This is a genomic window from uncultured Oscillibacter sp. (assembly GCF_950073225.1).
Taxonomy (GTDB): Bacteria; Bacillota; Clostridia; order Oscillospirales; family Oscillospiraceae; genus Oscillibacter.
This window is the reverse complement of sequence record NZ_CATMPS010000004.1, coordinates 13831-29961: the sequence shown is the minus strand read 5'-3', so window position 1 is coordinate 29961 and position 16131 is coordinate 13831. Positions and strand designations below refer to the sequence as shown.

21 protein-coding genes are annotated in these 16131 nt (G+C 56.0%); 16 read left to right on the top strand and 5 right to left on the bottom strand.

Annotation, left to right across the window (positions count from 1 at the left end; translation table 11 throughout):
- Positions 1-119 precede the first annotated feature (119 nt).
- The 3 genes from Q1M04_RS03790 to Q1M04_RS03780 all read left to right on the top strand — a co-directional run bounded on the left by Q1M04_RS03790 (position 120) and on the right by Q1M04_RS03780 (position 1755).
- Complete coding sequence (locus tag Q1M04_RS03790; RefSeq protein ID WP_300346069.1) at positions 120-1037, top strand: hypothetical protein; 918 nt, start codon at positions 120-122, stop codon at positions 1035-1037.
- A gap of 14 nt (positions 1038-1051) precedes the next feature.
- Complete coding sequence (locus Q1M04_RS03785) at positions 1052-1243, top strand: hypothetical protein (RefSeq protein ID WP_300346070.1); 192 nt, start codon at positions 1052-1054, stop codon at positions 1241-1243.
- Between the two features lie 182 nt (positions 1244-1425).
- The gene (locus Q1M04_RS03780) at positions 1426-1755 is read left to right on the top strand and encodes a DUF6465 family protein (protein ID WP_300346071.1); all 330 of its coding nucleotides are present in this window, start codon (positions 1426-1428) and stop codon (positions 1753-1755) included.
- Positions 1756-1837: 82 nt separating this feature from the next.
- On the opposite strand, the gene Q1M04_RS03775 is transcribed toward Q1M04_RS03780, so the two are convergent.
- The 3 genes from Q1M04_RS03775 to Q1M04_RS03765 all read right to left on the bottom strand — a co-directional run bounded on the left by Q1M04_RS03775 (position 1838) and on the right by Q1M04_RS03765 (position 3073).
- On the bottom strand, positions 1838-2152 hold the full coding sequence (locus Q1M04_RS03775) for a helix-turn-helix domain-containing protein (protein ID WP_300346073.1): 315 nt from the start codon (positions 2150-2152) through the stop codon (positions 1838-1840).
- A 202-nt stretch (positions 2153-2354) separates the two neighbouring features.
- Entirely contained in the window at positions 2355-2654 is a 300-nt protein-coding gene (locus Q1M04_RS03770; protein WP_300346074.1) for a helix-turn-helix domain-containing protein, read from the bottom strand.
- Between the two features lie 113 nt (positions 2655-2767).
- Entirely contained in the window at positions 2768-3073 is a 306-nt protein-coding gene (locus Q1M04_RS03765) for a helix-turn-helix domain-containing protein (protein WP_300346075.1), read from the bottom strand.
- A gap of 104 nt (positions 3074-3177) precedes the next feature.
- Here Q1M04_RS03765 and Q1M04_RS03760 point away from each other — a divergent pair, with 104 nt between their 5' ends.
- From Q1M04_RS03760 to Q1M04_RS03750, 3 genes are all read left to right on the top strand, one after another.
- Positions 3178-3717 (top strand): sigma factor-like helix-turn-helix DNA-binding protein, encoded by a 540-nt coding sequence (locus Q1M04_RS03760; RefSeq protein ID WP_300346076.1) that lies wholly within the window; start codon positions 3178-3180, stop codon positions 3715-3717.
- A 26-nt stretch (positions 3718-3743) separates the two neighbouring features.
- Positions 3744-4631 carry a hypothetical protein gene (locus Q1M04_RS03755; RefSeq protein ID WP_300346077.1) on the top strand — a complete coding sequence of 296 codons (888 nt, stop codon included), beginning with the start codon at positions 3744-3746 and terminating at the stop codon, positions 4629-4631.
- A 145-nt stretch (positions 4632-4776) separates the two neighbouring features.
- Complete coding sequence (locus tag Q1M04_RS03750) at positions 4777-5892, top strand: HipA protein (RefSeq protein ID WP_300346078.1); 1116 nt, start codon at positions 4777-4779, stop codon at positions 5890-5892.
- A 75-nt stretch (positions 5893-5967) separates the two neighbouring features.
- Here the strand turns inward: Q1M04_RS03750 and Q1M04_RS03745 are convergent, their stop codons facing one another.
- Both Q1M04_RS03745 and Q1M04_RS03740 read right to left on the bottom strand, forming a co-directional pair.
- The gene (locus tag Q1M04_RS03745; protein ID WP_300346079.1) at positions 5968-6279 is read right to left on the bottom strand and encodes a type II toxin-antitoxin system RelE/ParE family toxin; all 312 of its coding nucleotides are present in this window, start codon (positions 6277-6279) and stop codon (positions 5968-5970) included.
- Positions 6272-6550, bottom strand: a complete 279-nt coding sequence (locus tag Q1M04_RS03740) for a type II toxin-antitoxin system Phd/YefM family antitoxin (protein WP_300346080.1) — start codon at positions 6548-6550, stop codon at positions 6272-6274. The genes Q1M04_RS03745 and Q1M04_RS03740 overlap by 8 nt, the downstream gene beginning before the upstream one ends.
- A 327-nt stretch (positions 6551-6877) precedes the next feature.
- Here Q1M04_RS03740 and Q1M04_RS03735 point away from each other — a divergent pair, with 327 nt between their 5' ends.
- The 10 genes from Q1M04_RS03735 (at position 6878) to Q1M04_RS03690 (ending at position 16006) form a co-directional block, all read left to right on the top strand.
- Positions 6878-8023, top strand: coding sequence for a hypothetical protein (locus Q1M04_RS03735; RefSeq protein WP_300346081.1), 1146 nt, complete (start codon positions 6878-6880; stop codon positions 8021-8023).
- 153 nt (positions 8024-8176) lie between these two features.
- A complete protein-coding gene (locus Q1M04_RS03730) occupies positions 8177-9061 on the top strand; it encodes a YqaJ viral recombinase family protein (protein ID WP_300346082.1) in 885 nt (294 codons plus the stop codon).
- Positions 9062-9114: 53 nt separating this feature from the next.
- Positions 9115-9774: a hypothetical protein gene (locus Q1M04_RS03725; protein WP_300346083.1), complete on the top strand. Its 660-nt coding sequence runs from the start codon at positions 9115-9117 to the stop codon at positions 9772-9774.
- A 13-nt stretch (positions 9775-9787) separates the two neighbouring features.
- Entirely contained in the window at positions 9788-11962 is a 2175-nt protein-coding gene (locus Q1M04_RS03720) for an ATP-dependent RecD-like DNA helicase (protein WP_300346084.1), read from the top strand.
- A gap of 29 nt (positions 11963-11991) precedes the next feature.
- Entirely contained in the window at positions 11992-12465 is a 474-nt protein-coding gene (locus tag Q1M04_RS03715; RefSeq protein ID WP_300346085.1) for a hypothetical protein, read from the top strand.
- Positions 12462-13211, top strand: a complete 750-nt coding sequence (locus Q1M04_RS03710; protein ID WP_300346086.1) for a hypothetical protein — start codon at positions 12462-12464, stop codon at positions 13209-13211. Before Q1M04_RS03715 ends, Q1M04_RS03710 begins: the two co-directional genes overlap by 4 nt.
- Positions 13212-13411: 200 nt before the next feature.
- Positions 13412-14380, top strand: a complete 969-nt coding sequence (locus Q1M04_RS03705; RefSeq protein WP_300446577.1) for a hypothetical protein — start codon at positions 13412-13414, stop codon at positions 14378-14380.
- The gene (locus Q1M04_RS03700; RefSeq protein ID WP_300346089.1) at positions 14358-14618 is read left to right on the top strand and encodes a hypothetical protein; all 261 of its coding nucleotides are present in this window, start codon (positions 14358-14360) and stop codon (positions 14616-14618) included. Before Q1M04_RS03705 ends, Q1M04_RS03700 begins: the two co-directional genes overlap by 23 nt.
- A 94-nt stretch (positions 14619-14712) precedes the next feature.
- A complete protein-coding gene (locus Q1M04_RS03695) occupies positions 14713-15654 on the top strand; it encodes a ParM/StbA family protein (RefSeq protein WP_300346091.1) in 942 nt (313 codons plus the stop codon).
- A 73-nt stretch (positions 15655-15727) separates the two neighbouring features.
- A complete protein-coding gene (locus tag Q1M04_RS03690; RefSeq protein ID WP_300346093.1) occupies positions 15728-16006 on the top strand; it encodes a hypothetical protein in 279 nt (92 codons plus the stop codon).
- The last annotated feature ends 125 nt before the right edge of the window (positions 16007-16131 follow it).

Sequence of the window (16131 nt, the reverse complement as noted above, 5' to 3'; positions counted from 1 at the left end):
TGGACAGTTTGGACAAACATGTCCCAAATCAAAACGCAAAAGTGTCTAACAACGGAGAAACCGGGGACCGCAGATAAACCACGGCCCCCGGTTTCCTTTGTGAAAAGGGAGGTTTCAGCATGACCACAAACGCATTGACCACCGTCGTATCCTATCCGGACCGGGGGACAGGCGGCAGCAACAAATACCGGGGAAACTGCTCTCCCAAGCTGATTTCCGACCTGATCGCCCATTTTGGGCCTCATGATATCTGCAACTACATGTGCGGAAGCAACACCACCGGAGACGCCGCCTCCAGTATGGGAATTGCCAGTCACACCTATGACCTGCACAGCGGCTTTGATCTGCTGCACTGCGATATCCCGGAGCGGCCCCAGTTTATTTTCTGGCACCCGCCCTACTGGGATATCATCAAATATTCCGACGTGATGTACCGGGCCTCAGACGTGCAGCGGCGCTATGGCTATGACCCCCGGCAGTTCGATCTGTCCAGAATCCCCACATGGGACGCTTTCGTCAAAGCCATGAACTACTGCATGATGAAGCAGTTCTGCGCCTTGGAGAAAGGCGGCCGCATGGCGGTGCTGGTGGGCGACATCAAAAAGAAGGGGAAGCTGCTGAGTATGCTCTTTGAACTGACCAAGCCCGGCACCCTGGAAAATGTCATCATCAAGGTCCAACACAACTGCTTCTCTGACCATACCGCGTACGGCGGAAAGTTCATCCCGATTGTCCATGAATACCTTCTGCTGCTGCGGAAGGACATGCCTTTGCAGTTTCCGCTTCTAATGACCTACCGTATGGAGGGCGATATCCGGGAGATGCCGGGCGCCACCTGGCGGGATATCCTGGCCGACGCTATGGAGGGCTTTCAAAAAGCCGTCCATCTGGAGCGGATTTATGAACAGGTAGGCCGCTCTAAGCGGGCGCAGCAACAGCGGCATTGGCGGGAAAAAGTGCGGCAAACCTTATACTATCATCCGAATGTCTTTTTCAGCCCGAGTCAGGGATTATGGATGTTGAAAAAATATGCGTGAGGAGGCACGGTCAAATGGCAAAAATTAAGGCCATAATCTATGTGTCCGAGTCGGACGTTAAAGAAGCGGCTGAATTGGATTCCCTGCACGACGCAATCAGTCGGGAACTGGGATGGCTGCATGACAGCGGAATGTTCATTGAAACCTGGGACTACCTTGACCGGTCAAGCCGCTTTCCCCAAAATTCATCTGGCTCCACCATGTGAGTCAGTCACAATGACGTTTTAGCTCTACCGCAAGGGCGCTCCCACGGGAGCGCCTTTTTCATCATATATGATAATATTTGCTTGAATTCTTTAGGTAATCGAATAAACTTCAAGTTGCAATCCTCTTACTGGCCGTATATAATACAGATAAAAGAATTCTTGAAATTATATAGGAGGTCATTATGAGGAAAAAAGCCGCTTCTGAAAGCCCCGATGATCCGAAGGTGAAGGGGAAACCGGGCAGACGGCCCATGACCGCAGAGGAAAAGGACGCGGCGGCGAAGCTCCGGGCTGCCGAAAAAGAGAAAGCCGCCAATTTGAAACCGGAGCTGATGATTCAATATCAGGATATCGAGGTAAACACCGCGGATTTGGTGGACGCCGCAAAGGCTGACTTTCACAACGCCAAAAAGCGCACGCTTATTACGGATTTGAAGCTGTACATCAAGCCGGAAGATCGTACGGCCTATTATGTCATCAACGAAACCTTCAACGGGAAGATTCCGTTCTGATTCTCGTGTTCATTATCATCAAGCAGAGGGGTGAGCCATTGGCCCACCCCTCAATTGTATGCCGAACAGCCGGATCATCAAATTATCTGCCTCTTCCCACTTCGTCAATGAAAACCCGCAGAAACGTGCTCAGAGCCTCACGCTGTTCCGCAGTCAATGAGGGCAACGCTATGGTGTAACGGTTATCCAGACCCACAAGGTAATCTATAGAAGTCCTCAGTATAACCGCGATCTGTTTCGTCCGCTCCAGAGAAGGACTCTGAAGATTGTTTTCATAACGGTATACAGTCTGCGGGCCTACCCCCAGTTTCTTTGCCAACGCGGCCTGAGACAGTCCGCGATCCTCCCGAAGCCGGCGAACTCTGGCGCCAAAATCATAAATCACTTCATCAGCCATGTGTACACCTCTCTTGTTTCTCCTTTATTCTAACGTTTCGAGGCATACCTAAAACGATTATTATTTTAAATTTATGTGGTCGTATCAGGTTGACATACAGCTTTGACCTGTGGTACGCTTTTATAGCAAGTTCAGAGCCTGCTCTTGGCGGGGCGGAAATTATAAAAAGTCCCCCCATGCCAAGTCGGCAGGGGAGGCCCGTTCAAATATCACTATTACGAAGGTCATCCACAATAAACTGAATATGTTCTAACTGTTCCGGCGTTAATCCGGTGACATCGAGCAGAGCGGGAGCGGTTTCCTGCGGTGTCTGTCTGCCAAGCAGGTAATCTGTGCTGACATTAAAAAAATCGGCAATTTTTATCAGCATATCTATGGACGGCATGATGTTGCCGTTTTCCCAATTGCTGACGCTCTGCTTTTTTACTCCCAGCTTTGACGCAAGCTGTACCTGGTTCAGTTCTTTGGATTGACGAAGATTCTTGAGACGGATTGGAAACATGATCAGCCCATCCTCCTTTCCTATCTAGGATTATGGGTCAAAGATGCCAATTATAAAAATACCAGTATTGCAATATTGGACCCCGAAGAGTATACTAGCCTTACACAAGACCGCTACCGGCCTTTGAGGAACTCCCTCCTCAACCGATCAACAATATCCAGCACGACCTGCTGCTGATGTTCTTCCAGATCATCCACATAGAAAAACGGTCGGTCTGTTAAGCCCATTATATAGTCTATGGACGTATTGTATAATACCGCCATCTTCACAAGCTGTTCAACGCTGGGCGTGATTATGTTGTGCTCATAGCCGCTGATGGTCGTGCGTCCTACTTCTAAGCGCGCGGCGGCCTCCTTCTGGGAGAGCTTTTTCGCCTCACGGAGTTCCTTCAGCCGCAATCCAAAATCATAGACTTCCATTTGGCTCCCCCCTTTGGGGATAATTTTATACGATAATAGGTCATTTTCGGTGTTCATAATAAAGCGTATAATGTCGTTTAAAATGAATATATGGGATTTCAGACTTGAAACAGCGCATTACATCCCTTTACGCTCATAAAGTTCAGGCGGAACACAGAAGAAGGGTAGGGAATATCATGGGTTCTATCGCAAGCGACATAGCGGCAGGCCAGGGAAAGCCCCTGGACATTTTGACAGAGCGGCAGCGAATGGCCTACTCTCTCCGCTTGGAGGAAAAGACATATGGTCAGATTGCCGAGGAAATGGGGATTACAGCAAACGCCGTCTCCCAGCTAATTCATTATTCTCTCAGAAGATTTCGAGAATATGAGCGGTACAGCAACGCGAAAATGAGAAATAATGAGCCGGTTGACTTTCCCATAACCCGCGGCGAGCTTGTGTTGACACGGAGGGGCTTAGAGCTATTGGTACTGGAATTTGAGAAAGAGGCCCCCTCTGTATGGAGAGGCGTGGACTGGTTGGGGCGTATGCCTTACGAATATGAGCGGACAAAAGAGTTGATTGCGCGTGTCCGTTCTATCCTTTACGGCGGGCAAAACGGCAGCAAAGATGCCTCCGGCGAATACAAGGCGCAGGATCCGTAATTGGATTGTTCTTTGAAAGGAGCGCTATGCAGCTATATAATCAGGAAATAGATACGAAAGCCCTTCCCTTTGATCTGGAGGATTGCAGGAAAGAGCTTGGCCTTTTAAAGAATGCGGTTATCAAATGTCCTGGTGTTTACCTTTTACATATGTGTTCCATCTCAGGGAGCTGCCTCAGTCACGATCTTTACGTCGTGATGGAGAACGCCCCAATCTCCCGCGAAGCGAGGGCTTACGGCAAAGCGCTGTCCGCTCACCCTGATATGCTTCTTTATCCGGTTACAGAAGAAGATTTCAGCTATAAAATTATTGAGTTCGAAGTGACCAAGTTCTATATGGAACACGACCTCCCCGCATCAGCGGGTGAGTCTCTCCACTCCCTGGCTCTCTATGGCTCCGAGCTGTGCCCAGAGTATTTCGGAGCGTTTCCCGCTCCCAGAGTTACCCCCTGGGGATATATGACCCGTTATAAAACCATACAGCCAGGAGTCTTCTGGATAGAAACCGATCAATGCACAACGGCATTGGCGATTTCTTATATCATGGAGGATGATCTATCGGAGGAGGTTTCCGCCCTTGCCCGGCTCACCGATTTTGACAAAGAGCATGGAATTGATGAAACGATGGGGTATCTCTTTTTTGAGGAAAAGAATATGTGCCTCGTTATTTTTGAACTGCTGCGGTCTTCTCCGGGACTGAAGTGGGATAAAGTTGACGAGCCGGCGCTGATGAACGCGGTCTGGAAAGGGTTTCCCGAATACGCGACCAGTTATAACCTCTCTGAGCAGAGGGGCAGCCACGATATTCTTGGTAAAGTCCTGAAGCATTTTGATCCCTGTCAGGAGTTGAAATGCTCTCCCAAAGATATGATTACCCTGTCGCCGGATGCGGGGCTTGACTTCTTTCGTTTCTGACCAAGAAAGAGCGCTTTGAACCGGCAAATGTTACGGCATCAGGCCGAAAACCTGCGAAAGCCGGTCGTTAAAAGCCGGTCAATGGTTGCGAACCTGCTGAGAAGCGTGTATAATATGCCCATCCATCCGAAGGGAGGCGGTTGAAATGGCAGTGGTCAGCGAGATATCCACAGAGTACGTTTTGATGAATCAGGACGTCCCCGTACTGGATTTCGATTGCCGCCGGAACGAATTCGGCGAACCGAAGTTCGTGGAGAAGCAATGGCACACGGACCGCAGGCCCATCGGCTATCGGAGCCTCGCCTCCTTCCTGGCCCGCCGGAAGGCGCCCAAGCACCGCAAGCACATCCAGCAGCTGTTGGAGCAGTACGGCTGCGACGATCTGGAGGGCTTCCTCCAGGTGACCCGCGCGCTGTCCCTCAACGATACCTTCTGGGTGCGAAAAGCCGGTTCCAGCCTGACCTGGCGGCAGGTATCTCTGTACACCAATCCCTTCAACGAGATCATCAGCCAGGCGGCCTTCGACGGCACGATCTGCGAGACAGACCTGTCGTCCACCTCCCCGGAGTTCGGCACCGACGGCTATTACGCCAAGTGCTGGGTCCGGGAGGAGGGCTGCATCCAGCTCTACAAGGGCGGCAGCGACCACTATGAGATCGAGCCCCTTTCGGAGTATCTGGCCTCCCAGCTGGCGGCGGAGCTGTGCCCGGGAGCGGTGGCCTACGATATGGACTACTATCACGGGAAACTCATCAGCAAATGCCCTCTGTTCACCAGTGAGACAGTCGGACTGGCCAAGGCCAGCGCCGTTTTCGGCGGAGCTGAGCGAACCATCCCGGAGCTCCTGGACTTTTTCGCCGGAATCGGCGGCGAGGACGCATTCCGCAGGATGTGCGTCCTGGACGCCTTGATCTTGAACGTCGACCGGCTTTACGGCAACTTCGGCGTGCTGTTTGACACGGCCACAATGGAGACGCTGGGGATGGCCCCGGTGTTCGACCACAACAGGAGCCTGCTCCCGGCGCTGGACAACGACCAGCTGGCTGCTCCGGAGTGGTATCTGCGAAAATGCAGGCCAAGGCTGGGCACGGACTTCCTTTTGACGGCCAGAGGGCTCCTGACGGATGACATTCGCAGGGATCTGAAGCGATTAGGGGATTTCACGTTCCGCCAACATCCCCGCATCCGTGCGGAGCAGGAACGGCTGGACAGCTTGAGCAAAATTGTCCAAAATCAAATTCATCAGATTTTGAGCACATAGGCGTGTCTCATAAAAATAATACGGGAGCCGCAGATTACCTGCGACTCCCGTATGCTCTTTAGCTTCGTTCCTCTTTCACACTAATAAACGCTCATAAGCCCGTTTTGCGTAGATGACTCGGGCCACAATGACCAGCTTTTTTGCCTCATCCACCCAGTAAAACATCATATAATTCCGTACAAGCAGTTTCCTGTATTCACGCTTCAACGGTCTGATTGGGATGTAGGCAGGATTCGCATAGGGAAACTTCAGTATACTGTTTCCCGCATCAATCATCTCCAGGGCTAGTTGATTTGCCGCCGCCGGATTGCATAGCTCCCTGCTTATATACCGCACGATTTCGATCATATCTTTCCGGGCCACAGGTAAATACTCCAATTTATACAATTGGTTCCCCTCCAATGGCCTCTCGCATAGCTTGCAGGACTTCCTTCGGCGAATATCGCTGGTCGGTCAGTTCCGCTTCTTTCTCCGCCTCCTGGAGCTTGAAGTAAACCTCGCTTTCAAATTGCAACGACTCATAAGATTCCATGCTCAAAACAACCATATCTCCATATCCATTCTTCGTCAAAAAAACGGGCTGGGCTGTTTCATGCACGGTTCTTGAGATATCGGCGAAATGATTTCGCAAATCAGAAACTGGCCGTATCATTTTCATACTATCAACCTCCATATATATGTTAGCATAATTACGCTAACATATCAAGCGCTTTTCATAGACCTACCCCAAACAAAACCATATATCCGCCTCGCTTTTTATTGACGAACCCGGCCAGTGATGCTATAATACCAACATACAGTATCCGTGCCGCTTTCCAAGCGCGCAGAGTTGACCGAGTTGCAAAGTGCCGTTTGCTATACGCAGACGGCACTTTTTTGTTTTCCGGCCGCCAGTTCCATACGGCATCAACAGCGTCCTGAACGGGGCGCTGTTTTTGTATTTAGAGGCAGAAATCAACCGTCAAGAAAAGAAAGGAGCATTCCCATGCCGAAACAGTGTCAGGACGCCTACTTCGTTCAATTCAACCTTTTCCCCGAGATGCTTTCCTACCACGAGGATCTGCGCCGCCGCAGCCGGTGGGTGCATACCTCCGTCAAAAGCCTGGAGGTCGCGCCGCTGGACAAAACCGCCCCCCTGTTCTCCGACCACACCGGCTTCGACGCCGAGGTCACCGAGGACGCCATCGCCGACACCGCCGACCATCTCGGCCTTGCCGTGAAGGTGGACGGGCGCTGGTTCCCCCTGCGGGACACCTCCTATCCGAGCCTGCTGGACCGGGCCAAGATTAACGGCACCGCCCTGCCCAAGCTCAGCCGGGAGAAATTGTCCGGCGTGCTCAACACCTGCCTCCCGCTCCACAAGTCGGAAGCGCTGATGCTGATCCGCGACGAGAAGGTCTCCGCCGCCCACTCCGGCGACACCAGGGACTATTCCGTCCTGGAGATCGACCAGCTGCTGGACAGTCTGCAGGCCAAGGTGGATGAGCGCTTCCCCGGGAACGTGTTTACCGCCGGGTACAGCGACCATGCCATCACCAGCGCCTCCTGGTCCCTGCCGGGGCAGAAGCGGGAACTGCTGGACACCTACTCCAAGCTGCTGGCGGCCCAGGGCCACGCCAAAACGGCCGACAAATTGACGCCGGGCATCCGGTTCTCCACGTCGGACACCGGCATGGCTTCGGCCAAGGTGTCGGCGCTGCTGCTGGGCCTTCAGTACCCCATCCACATCGGCGGTATGGTGGCGGTCGACCACCGGCGCCAAGCCAAGGTGTCGGACTTCACCGACAGTCTGGACATGCTGTTCGCCCAGTTCGACGACTCCATCGCCCGGCTGAGCGGACTGCTGAAGGTCCATCTGGACCATCCGGTCAACGCTATGACGGCGGTGTGCAAGCGCCTGTCCCTGCCGAAAAAGGCGGCGCTGGAGGCCATCGACATGTTCGAGGCCGCCATGGGGGAGGACCCCGCCACCGCCCATGACGTGTTCATGGCGATGCAGGAGATCCCCTTCATCCTCAAGACGGGAGGCAAGACGCCGGAGGCCAAGCTGCTGGCCCTGCAGGAGAGCATGGCCCGGGCCCTCACCCTGCGCTGGACGGACTACGACTTCGCCAAGAAGGTGAGCTGGTAATGGCCGCTCCGATTATTCTCTGCGACACCGCCGGAATGAGCGAGGCCCGCTGGCTTGCCTGTCGGGAACACGGGCCCAAAGGCGATATCGAGTACACCGTCGGCGGCAGCGACGTGGCCGCTATCTTCGGGCTCTCCCCCTGGACAACGCCCTATGGAGCTCTGGATGCAGAAGAAGGGCCGCATGAAGACCAAGCCAAAGTCCAACGCCGGTCAGCTGGAGATGGGGCACCTGCTGGAACCCATTGCCGCGCATTTTTTCGCGCAGAAGACAGGGAGCCTCGTCACGGACGACACCCATCTCTACCAGCACGCGGATTTCCCCTACGCCCTGGCCAACTTCGACCGGCGCTACACTCGCAAAGAAGACGGTGAACCCGGCATCCTGGAGTGCAAGAGCTGCACCTACCACAAGGCCGCCGACTGGCAGGACGGGGCGTATCCCATCTACTATGAGCTGCAGCTTCGCTACTACCTGGCCGTGGCGGACATAGAATACGGCGCCTTCTCCACGATCTGGGGAAACAACCCGGACGTTGACATCGCGACGCCTGCCATCATCCGGGACCGGGAGAAGGAGAACATGATCTTTGAGCGGCTGGATGAATGGATCTGGAGCCTGCGGAAGGACAAGCCGCCCAGCATGGCGGATGTCACGCCGAAGCTGGCCCTGGAGTCTCTGGCCCGTATTTATGGGGCCAGTCAAAAGGACCTGCCTACCATTGAGTTCCCCAAGAAGTACGAAAAGCCTCTGCGCCGGATCGCGGAGCTCCAAGGGGAAAACGCGGCGCTTCAGGCCCAGATCAAGAAAAACGAGGAGGCGATGGAAGCGCATAGCGTGCGGATCGCGGAGCTGATGAAGGACCATGAGCACGGCGTCTTGGAAACCACGAGGGACAAGCTCCTGGTGGATTTCGTTACCAAGACCACCCGGCGGGTCAGCTCCGATTATCTGAAGAGGACGCATCCCGACATTTATCAGGACGCCTTGAAGCCTTCGGAAAGCCGGAAGGTGAAAGTATTCATCCAGCCGGCGTAACAACAGGCAGGGGAAGCGCCGCTTTCCCTGCCTTCTGCAAGGAGATGATTTTGATGGTTCCCCGGAATACTTTTTATCAGCCCGTCAACAAGCGGTCAAAGGCCGCCATGCGGGCGTTTTTGACACAGCATTTCCGCTACTTCACCGGAAACAGCTGGAATGCAAACTCGTCATACGCCTGCAACATGAAGCTGTATCATCTGGGCCTCCCCAGGGAGCTGGAAGACAAGCTCTGGGATATGCTGGAGGTGGAAGAGTTCTACGACCCCATAAACCAGCTTCGCAACCAGTTCGCGGAGGAACACGACTATCAGTGGCAGGCCGCGTTCAATGGCCGGAGCGGCGGTTATCTGGTTTTATACCAGGGCGGCCGCAAGCCCACCGGCCACAAGTCCTATTGCACCTGCTGCGGACAGAGGAACTTCACCTCGGTTGCGGAAACGAACAATGTGTGCGGCCGCTGCGGACAGCATACCCGGGTGGATTTCACGAGGCCTCCCATGGAAGTTTACGCCTATCCCATGCGCGGCGTTGACTCGGGGGAGGATTATGAGGACTGGTCTCTGTCGGAGCTTCGGGAGCGCACGGCGCTGGTCCAGGAGTTTGATCGGCTGGCCGACGCCATTGTCTCCGCCGGAATCAAGACGGCTGAAACGCATGAGGTGACGGAGGAAATTTTTTATAAACCGGTGAGCAAAAAATGCTTTGCGTAACGGGGTAAGGAATATGAAATGCAGTTTTACCCGGCTCCTCTATCCCAAAACGCTGGAGGAGTCCCAGAATGGAAGCTATACCATCGCCCTGTTCCGTCCCCGGGAGGCCGTGCTGGACGGAGACGGGCAGAAGATCGCCTCCTTCAAGGCAGTGGGCTACTACCTGCCGCTCACTGAAAAAGTGACGGTCGACATGGCCGGACACTGGAGGAAGGACCCGAAATACGGGCTCCAGTTTGAGATGGAGTCCTATGAGGATGTCGTGGAATCCGGGAGGCGGGGCATGATCGCCTATCTCTCCTCCGGCCTGATCAAAGGCATCGGGCCAAAGCTGGCCGGGCGTATCTACGACACCTTCGGAGAGGAGACACTGGACATTCTGGACCGTGATCCCTCCCGGATCAATGAGGTTCCTGGCATCAGCGCGAGAAAATGCGCACGGTTCGCGAAAGCGTATGTCGAGACCCGGGGCGCCAGGAAGATCATCAACCTCCTGGCGCCGCTGGACGTGAGCGCGGCCCAGTCGATCCACCTGTGCAAGGTGCTGGGCCTTGACGCGGAGGGAATCCTCCGCCGGCAGCCCTATTCCGTATTCGAGCAGAACCTGATTTCCTTCGATCTGGCGGAACGGCTGGCAGCGCAAAATCACATCCCCCGCACCGCGCCGGAGCGTGTGGATGCCGCTTTGCTGTACACGCTGCACCTGGCAGAGCAGAAAGGGCACATCTGCCTTCATAAGGAGCGTTTCATCCAGGAAGCCGTGCGCATTTTGTCCACACCCACGCTAAACCGTATGGCAGTGGCTGAGCGGGCCTTTGAGATGCTGAAGGCAAGACGGCTGGCGCTCTATCGGGACCATGTCTACCGCCCTGTCTTCGCTGAAGCGGAGCAGGGGACGGCGGCCTATATCCAGGAAATGCTTTCAAAGAATCAGCTGCCCTACATGGGCGATCTGGACGAGGAGCTGGACCAGCAGGAAGAGCTTCTGGGCCTGACCCTGGCGGAAGAGCAGCGGCACGCGGTTAAAACCGCCCTGGCGCATCCGCTCTCCATCATCACCGGAGGCCCGGGCACCGGCAAAACGCTGATTCAGCGTGTGCTGCTGAACATCTACGCCAAGGCATTCCCGGACGCGAGGATCGTCTGCTGTGCCCCCACGGGCCGGGCGGCCCGCAGGATGGAGCAGAGCACCGGCTTTTTCGCCTCCACGGTACACAAGGCGCTGGGACTTACCAGCGGCGAGCGCAAGGAAGACGCGGAGCCTCCGGAGATTCTGACAGCGGACCTGGTCCTGGTGGACGAGGTTAGTATGCTGGATATGATGCTGACCTGGTATCTGATTCGGGCACTGCCCCTGAACTGCCGCCTGATCCTGATCGGTGACGCCGACCAGCTCCCCTCGGTGGGGCCTGGGGCGGTCTTCAGCGAGCTGCTGGCCTGCGGCAAAATTCCGCAGGTCCGCCTGGACCGGGTGTTCCGGCAGGATGAGGGCAGCCGTATCGCGGAAAACGCCAAGCTCATCCGCCATGGCCAGACAGATTTGGATTACGGGGATGACTTCCAGTTCTGGAGCTCCCCGGATATGGAGCAGTCCGCCGGCTGCCTGGAGCAGCTTTACATCCAGGAAGTACAGCAGCATGGACTCGACAACGTGGTCCTGCTGACGCCCTTCCGGAAAAAGACGGCCACCGGCGCCCAGGCCCTGAACCAGAGCATTCAGGCCCGCCTCAATCCTCCGGCCCCTGATAAGCCGGAGGTAAAGATAGGGAAACGGATATTCCGCCTGGGCGATAAGGTCATGCAGATCAAAAACCGAATGGAAGTCAGCAACGGCGACACCGGCTATATCCGAAAGATTGAGAACAGCGGCGACGACTGGCTGGTGGAGGTCGACTTCGGAGAAGAGCGCGTCGTCGATTACGCTGACGCGGAATCTATAGGCCAGCTGGAACTGGCCTATGCCCAGACCATCCACAAATCCCAGGGCAGCGAATACGACTCTGTGCTGATCAGTATCCAGCACGCCCATGGCCGTATGCTCAAGCGGCCTTTGGTCTACACCGCTATTACCCGCGCCAAGCGGCGCGTCAGCATCGTGGGGGACCTCACCGCCTTGAAAAACGCTATCCAGACCACGGATACGGAGCGGCGGGGCACCCAGTTGGCCGCACGTGTTGCGGATCGCTAGAAATTGTGAAAGAAAGGAGAGACGGAACCATGGCGACTGTTTTGGAACGCTATCAAACGCTCCGCTTTCAAATTGGGGAACGTATGCAAAAGGAGCCCATCACGCCGGATATGCTCTGGCGGTATGGGGAGCTGGTGTTTCGCATCGGTGTTTTAGAGACGCTTCAGGTCTATCTCAACGCGGCACCCCTGGTCATGGAGCGGTCCCAGCTGGAGGGACACTACAAGATGCTGGACGCCTATGTTCAGAGCATCACACTGGACCGCAAATATGGACCGTCCCGGGGGCCTGATACGCAAAAAGAACGGGAAACGGCTGAGAAGTCGTTGGCTCAGGTGGTCCAGGATTACCGAAAGCGGTTTTCCAGCTTCAAACCCCAAAATGAGGAATCTTATCGTTCGGAGGTCGGCCGGGCCGTCCAGACCGTACTGCCTGCCTGGTTTCAAATGAGAGATTCGTTTGTCCCTCTGAAACTGGTGAAGGGAAAGGAGAAAACATCTTGAGCAGTGAGAATATGAACCCGGCCATCCAGGCCGCAATGGAAAAGATCCGCACCATCAACGCCGTGGAGGGGTTCGACCCCACACCGCTGGCGGTGCAGTACGACGATCTGAACAAGGGGGAATCCCGTCTGCGCCTCCCCGTACTGAAGCAGATCGCCTGGTTTTGGCTGCGATACCCGGAGGGCCGCCTGGCCGTCTCGGTCACGCCGAATAAGGACTGCTTCGTAGCGACCGCCCGGGTCTATCACCACTTTACCGATCCTCCGGAGCAGTTCCTGGCGGAAGCGACCGCTTCCAGGGGATATCTCCAGGACAAGCCCACGGTTTCCCCCAGGGAGTGGGCCCAGACCGCTGCCATCGGCATCGCACTGCGGAACGCCGGCTTCGGCCTCCAGTTCAGCGCTGCCGGGGACTCCTTTGACACTCCGGTAGTAGACGAGCTGGGCGGGATCGCCTGGAGCGGCGGGCAGCCTCCCATGCCGCCCACGGTGGATGTCTCTATGGGAGATGAAGCGCCTCATGCGGCGAAGACATCGCCCGCCCCCGTTGCTCCTGCGGAAACACCCTTGGAAAAGGCGATGAAGGCGGCCTGCCCCATCAGTAAATACAAGGATAAGACCCTGGGCGAAGTGCTTCGGGAGGACCCGGGCGCCATCGTCTGGGTGGCCAACAAATTCAAGGGCGACGCGAATATCTCCGCGGCGGCCAAGCTGATCTGCGATCAGGCCCTGCAGGAGAGCGCCTGAATATTCACAAGGGGGACGGCGGTGCGCCGTCCCCCGGAAAGGGGCGCGTCATGCAGCTGCGCTATCAAATGAAGGACATCCTTCCTCTTTTGCCAATTCCTCAACCGCCTCAAGGCAAAACTTCCTACAACATTCCCTGCCCGATTTGCGAAGCGCCCGGGTCAGGGAAACGGCATCTCAACATCAATCTCAAAAAGAACGTGTTCTGCTGCCCCAAGTGCGGAAGGTTTTCCGGCGGCGTTCTGGACCTGTACGCCTTCTATGAAGGCCTTCCCCGAAGGAAGGCGTACAGGCAGCTGCAGGCCAGGCTTGAAGGCCAGGGGACGTATGTCTATCACCGGAGCGAGGCGGAGCGGCCCAAGGCCGCTCCACCTCCGGAAAACCCGGAGGCCGCGCTGGCGGATGCTGATACGAGGCATCGCGTGTACACCGCCCTCCTGACCCGGCTGCAGCTGGCCCCGGACCATCGGGAAAACCTGTTGGGCCGTGGACTTGTGGACGATGAAATCACCCGGCTTCAATACCGGACGGCGCCCACAAGCGGTCTTGCGGATCTGGCGGCTGCATTGGAAGGGGAGGGATGCAGCCCTCTCGGAGTCCCCGGCTTCTATCGGGACAGGCAGGGACAATGGACGCTCGCCAGCTACCGGCGCGGTATCCTGATTCCCTGCCGGGACCGCTTCGGCCGGATTCAGAGCCTGCATGTGCGATTGGATAAGGAGCTGAAGCGGGGCGGAAAGTTCCTGACCTTCTCCAGCCCGGATAAGCGGGACGGCTGCGGCGCTCAGAATTGGTGCCACATGGCGGGCCCGGTTCAGCCGGAGATCCTGCTGATCGAGGGCTATATGAAGGCCGACATTGTCCACTATTTCACGGGGCAGACCGTGCTGGCTATCCCCGGCGTCACTTCTATTCAGCATCTTGAATCCGTGCTGAAAGAATTGATCGGTCTGGGAGTCAAGCACGTCATGACCTGCTTTGACATGGACTACATGCGAAACTGGCATGTGGAGGGCGCCTACGGCAAGCTGCGTGAGATGCTGGGCGGTTTGAATCTGACCTTTGGCACATATGTTTGGGACCCGGCCTACAACGGCCTGGACGATTATATCTGGCAATTCTGGATGAATAAGGGGGAACTCAGTCATGAATCATTGGAAAAGGCTTGACCTGCGCGGCAAATCTTCTGTGCCGCCTCCGGACGCTCTGGCGGTGCTCTACTTAGAGCCTCTCGACAGCCGGGCCGTACTCAGCAAGGCAGACCACTATGAAATCGGCTGCTTTCAAAAGTGCGATGATAGCCGCAAAGTATGGTGGAACAGCGGCAGAAGTGTCGTTGACCCTGTGAAATTGCAGAAAATTTATAAAATCTGGTGGCACCTGGAGCAAGAGTTTGACGGCGGCTGACAAAGAGGTTTTACAAAACCAATGTGCATTTCGTTGCAAATACGTTTATTCAGCCGTGTAATACGGTATCGAAATCAGTTAGGAGGAATTCATCATGCTCTTTTCCATTGACCACGGGAACTCCGCCGTCAAGACGCCGAACTTCGTGTTCACCTCCGGCCTGGCCGACTATCCGGTCCGGCCTCCCGTGGAGACGGATGTTTTGGAGTTTGGCGGTAAGTTCTGGACCCTCTCCGGCCAGCGGATCGCCTACATGCGGGACAAGACCAAGGACGACCGCTTCTTCATCCTCACGCTGTTCGCCATCGTCAAGGAGCTTCAGCGCGGGGGGACCGTCCCGCCCATGGTGGACGCGGAACTGGCCGTCGGCCTGCCGCCGGAACACTATGAGCTGCGCCAACGCTTCTCGAACTACTTCAAGCGGGGCAGCGTCCAGTTCAGCTTTAACGGTGCGCCCATCACCCTGGTCATCCGCCAGGTGCTGGTATATCCTCAGGCGTACGCGGCTGTGGTGACCCAGGCCCGGGAGCTGAGAGAAAGCCCCCGCACCTTTGTCATTGACATCGGGGGCTTCACCACCGACGTACTCCTCCTTCGCGCCACGCGGCCGGATATGCAGGTTTGCCGGAGCCTGGAGATGGGCGTGATTCCCATGTCTAATGACATCATCGGACGGGTGAGCGCCCTGTACGACATCAAAATTGAGGATGACCATATCGTCGACGTCATCCAGGGGCGGCCCACGGTGCTGCCGGACGACGTGAAAGAGACGATCTTCACCACGGTTCGGAGCTATGCCGCCGGTATCCTGGACAAGCTCCGGGAGCTTCAGGTGGATCTCCGGGCCACGCCAGCCATCTTTACCGGCGGAGGTGCGGTGCTGTTCAAAACATTCCTGGAGGAATCTCCCCTTGTGGTCAAGGCTGGGTTTATTCAGGATTCCAAGGCCAACGCCATCGGCTACAATCTCCTGGCTGCCGCGCAGCTGGGCCGCGCCCTTCCCCAGATCGGAGGGGATGCCGGTGTTTGCGGATAACAAGTTCCGGTTTTCACTCCAATGGGGAAGCGACACGGAGGAAAAGATCCAGGCTGGCAGGCTGTTGGAGCGAATGGGCAACAAAAAGAGCGAGTTCGTTGTCCTGGCTGTGATGGAGTATCTCCGGAGGCATCCTGATCTTGCCGCTTCCAGTGGAAAAATTTCCATTGAGGTCCAGTCCTCGCAGACCCCCGCCCAGCTGCGGGCCATGGTCGAGGAACTGGCCAAGAGCACCCTGGAGGCCCTGATCGCTGAAAAGCAGCTTGTTCCGGCGGAAGCCCGGGAACCGGCCAAGGGGCCTACGCAAGCGGAGCTGGCGGATATGCTGGCCAACCTGGACGCCTTCCAATAGGCGAAAAAGTCTTGCCGAAGGGCAAGACTTTTTTTGTTTGGGATTTTCAGGATGTTTTTTCAAATTTCTGCCATGAATCTGCGCAATTTTGCCGTCCTGCTTCGGGGTAACAATTGGAAGGCATC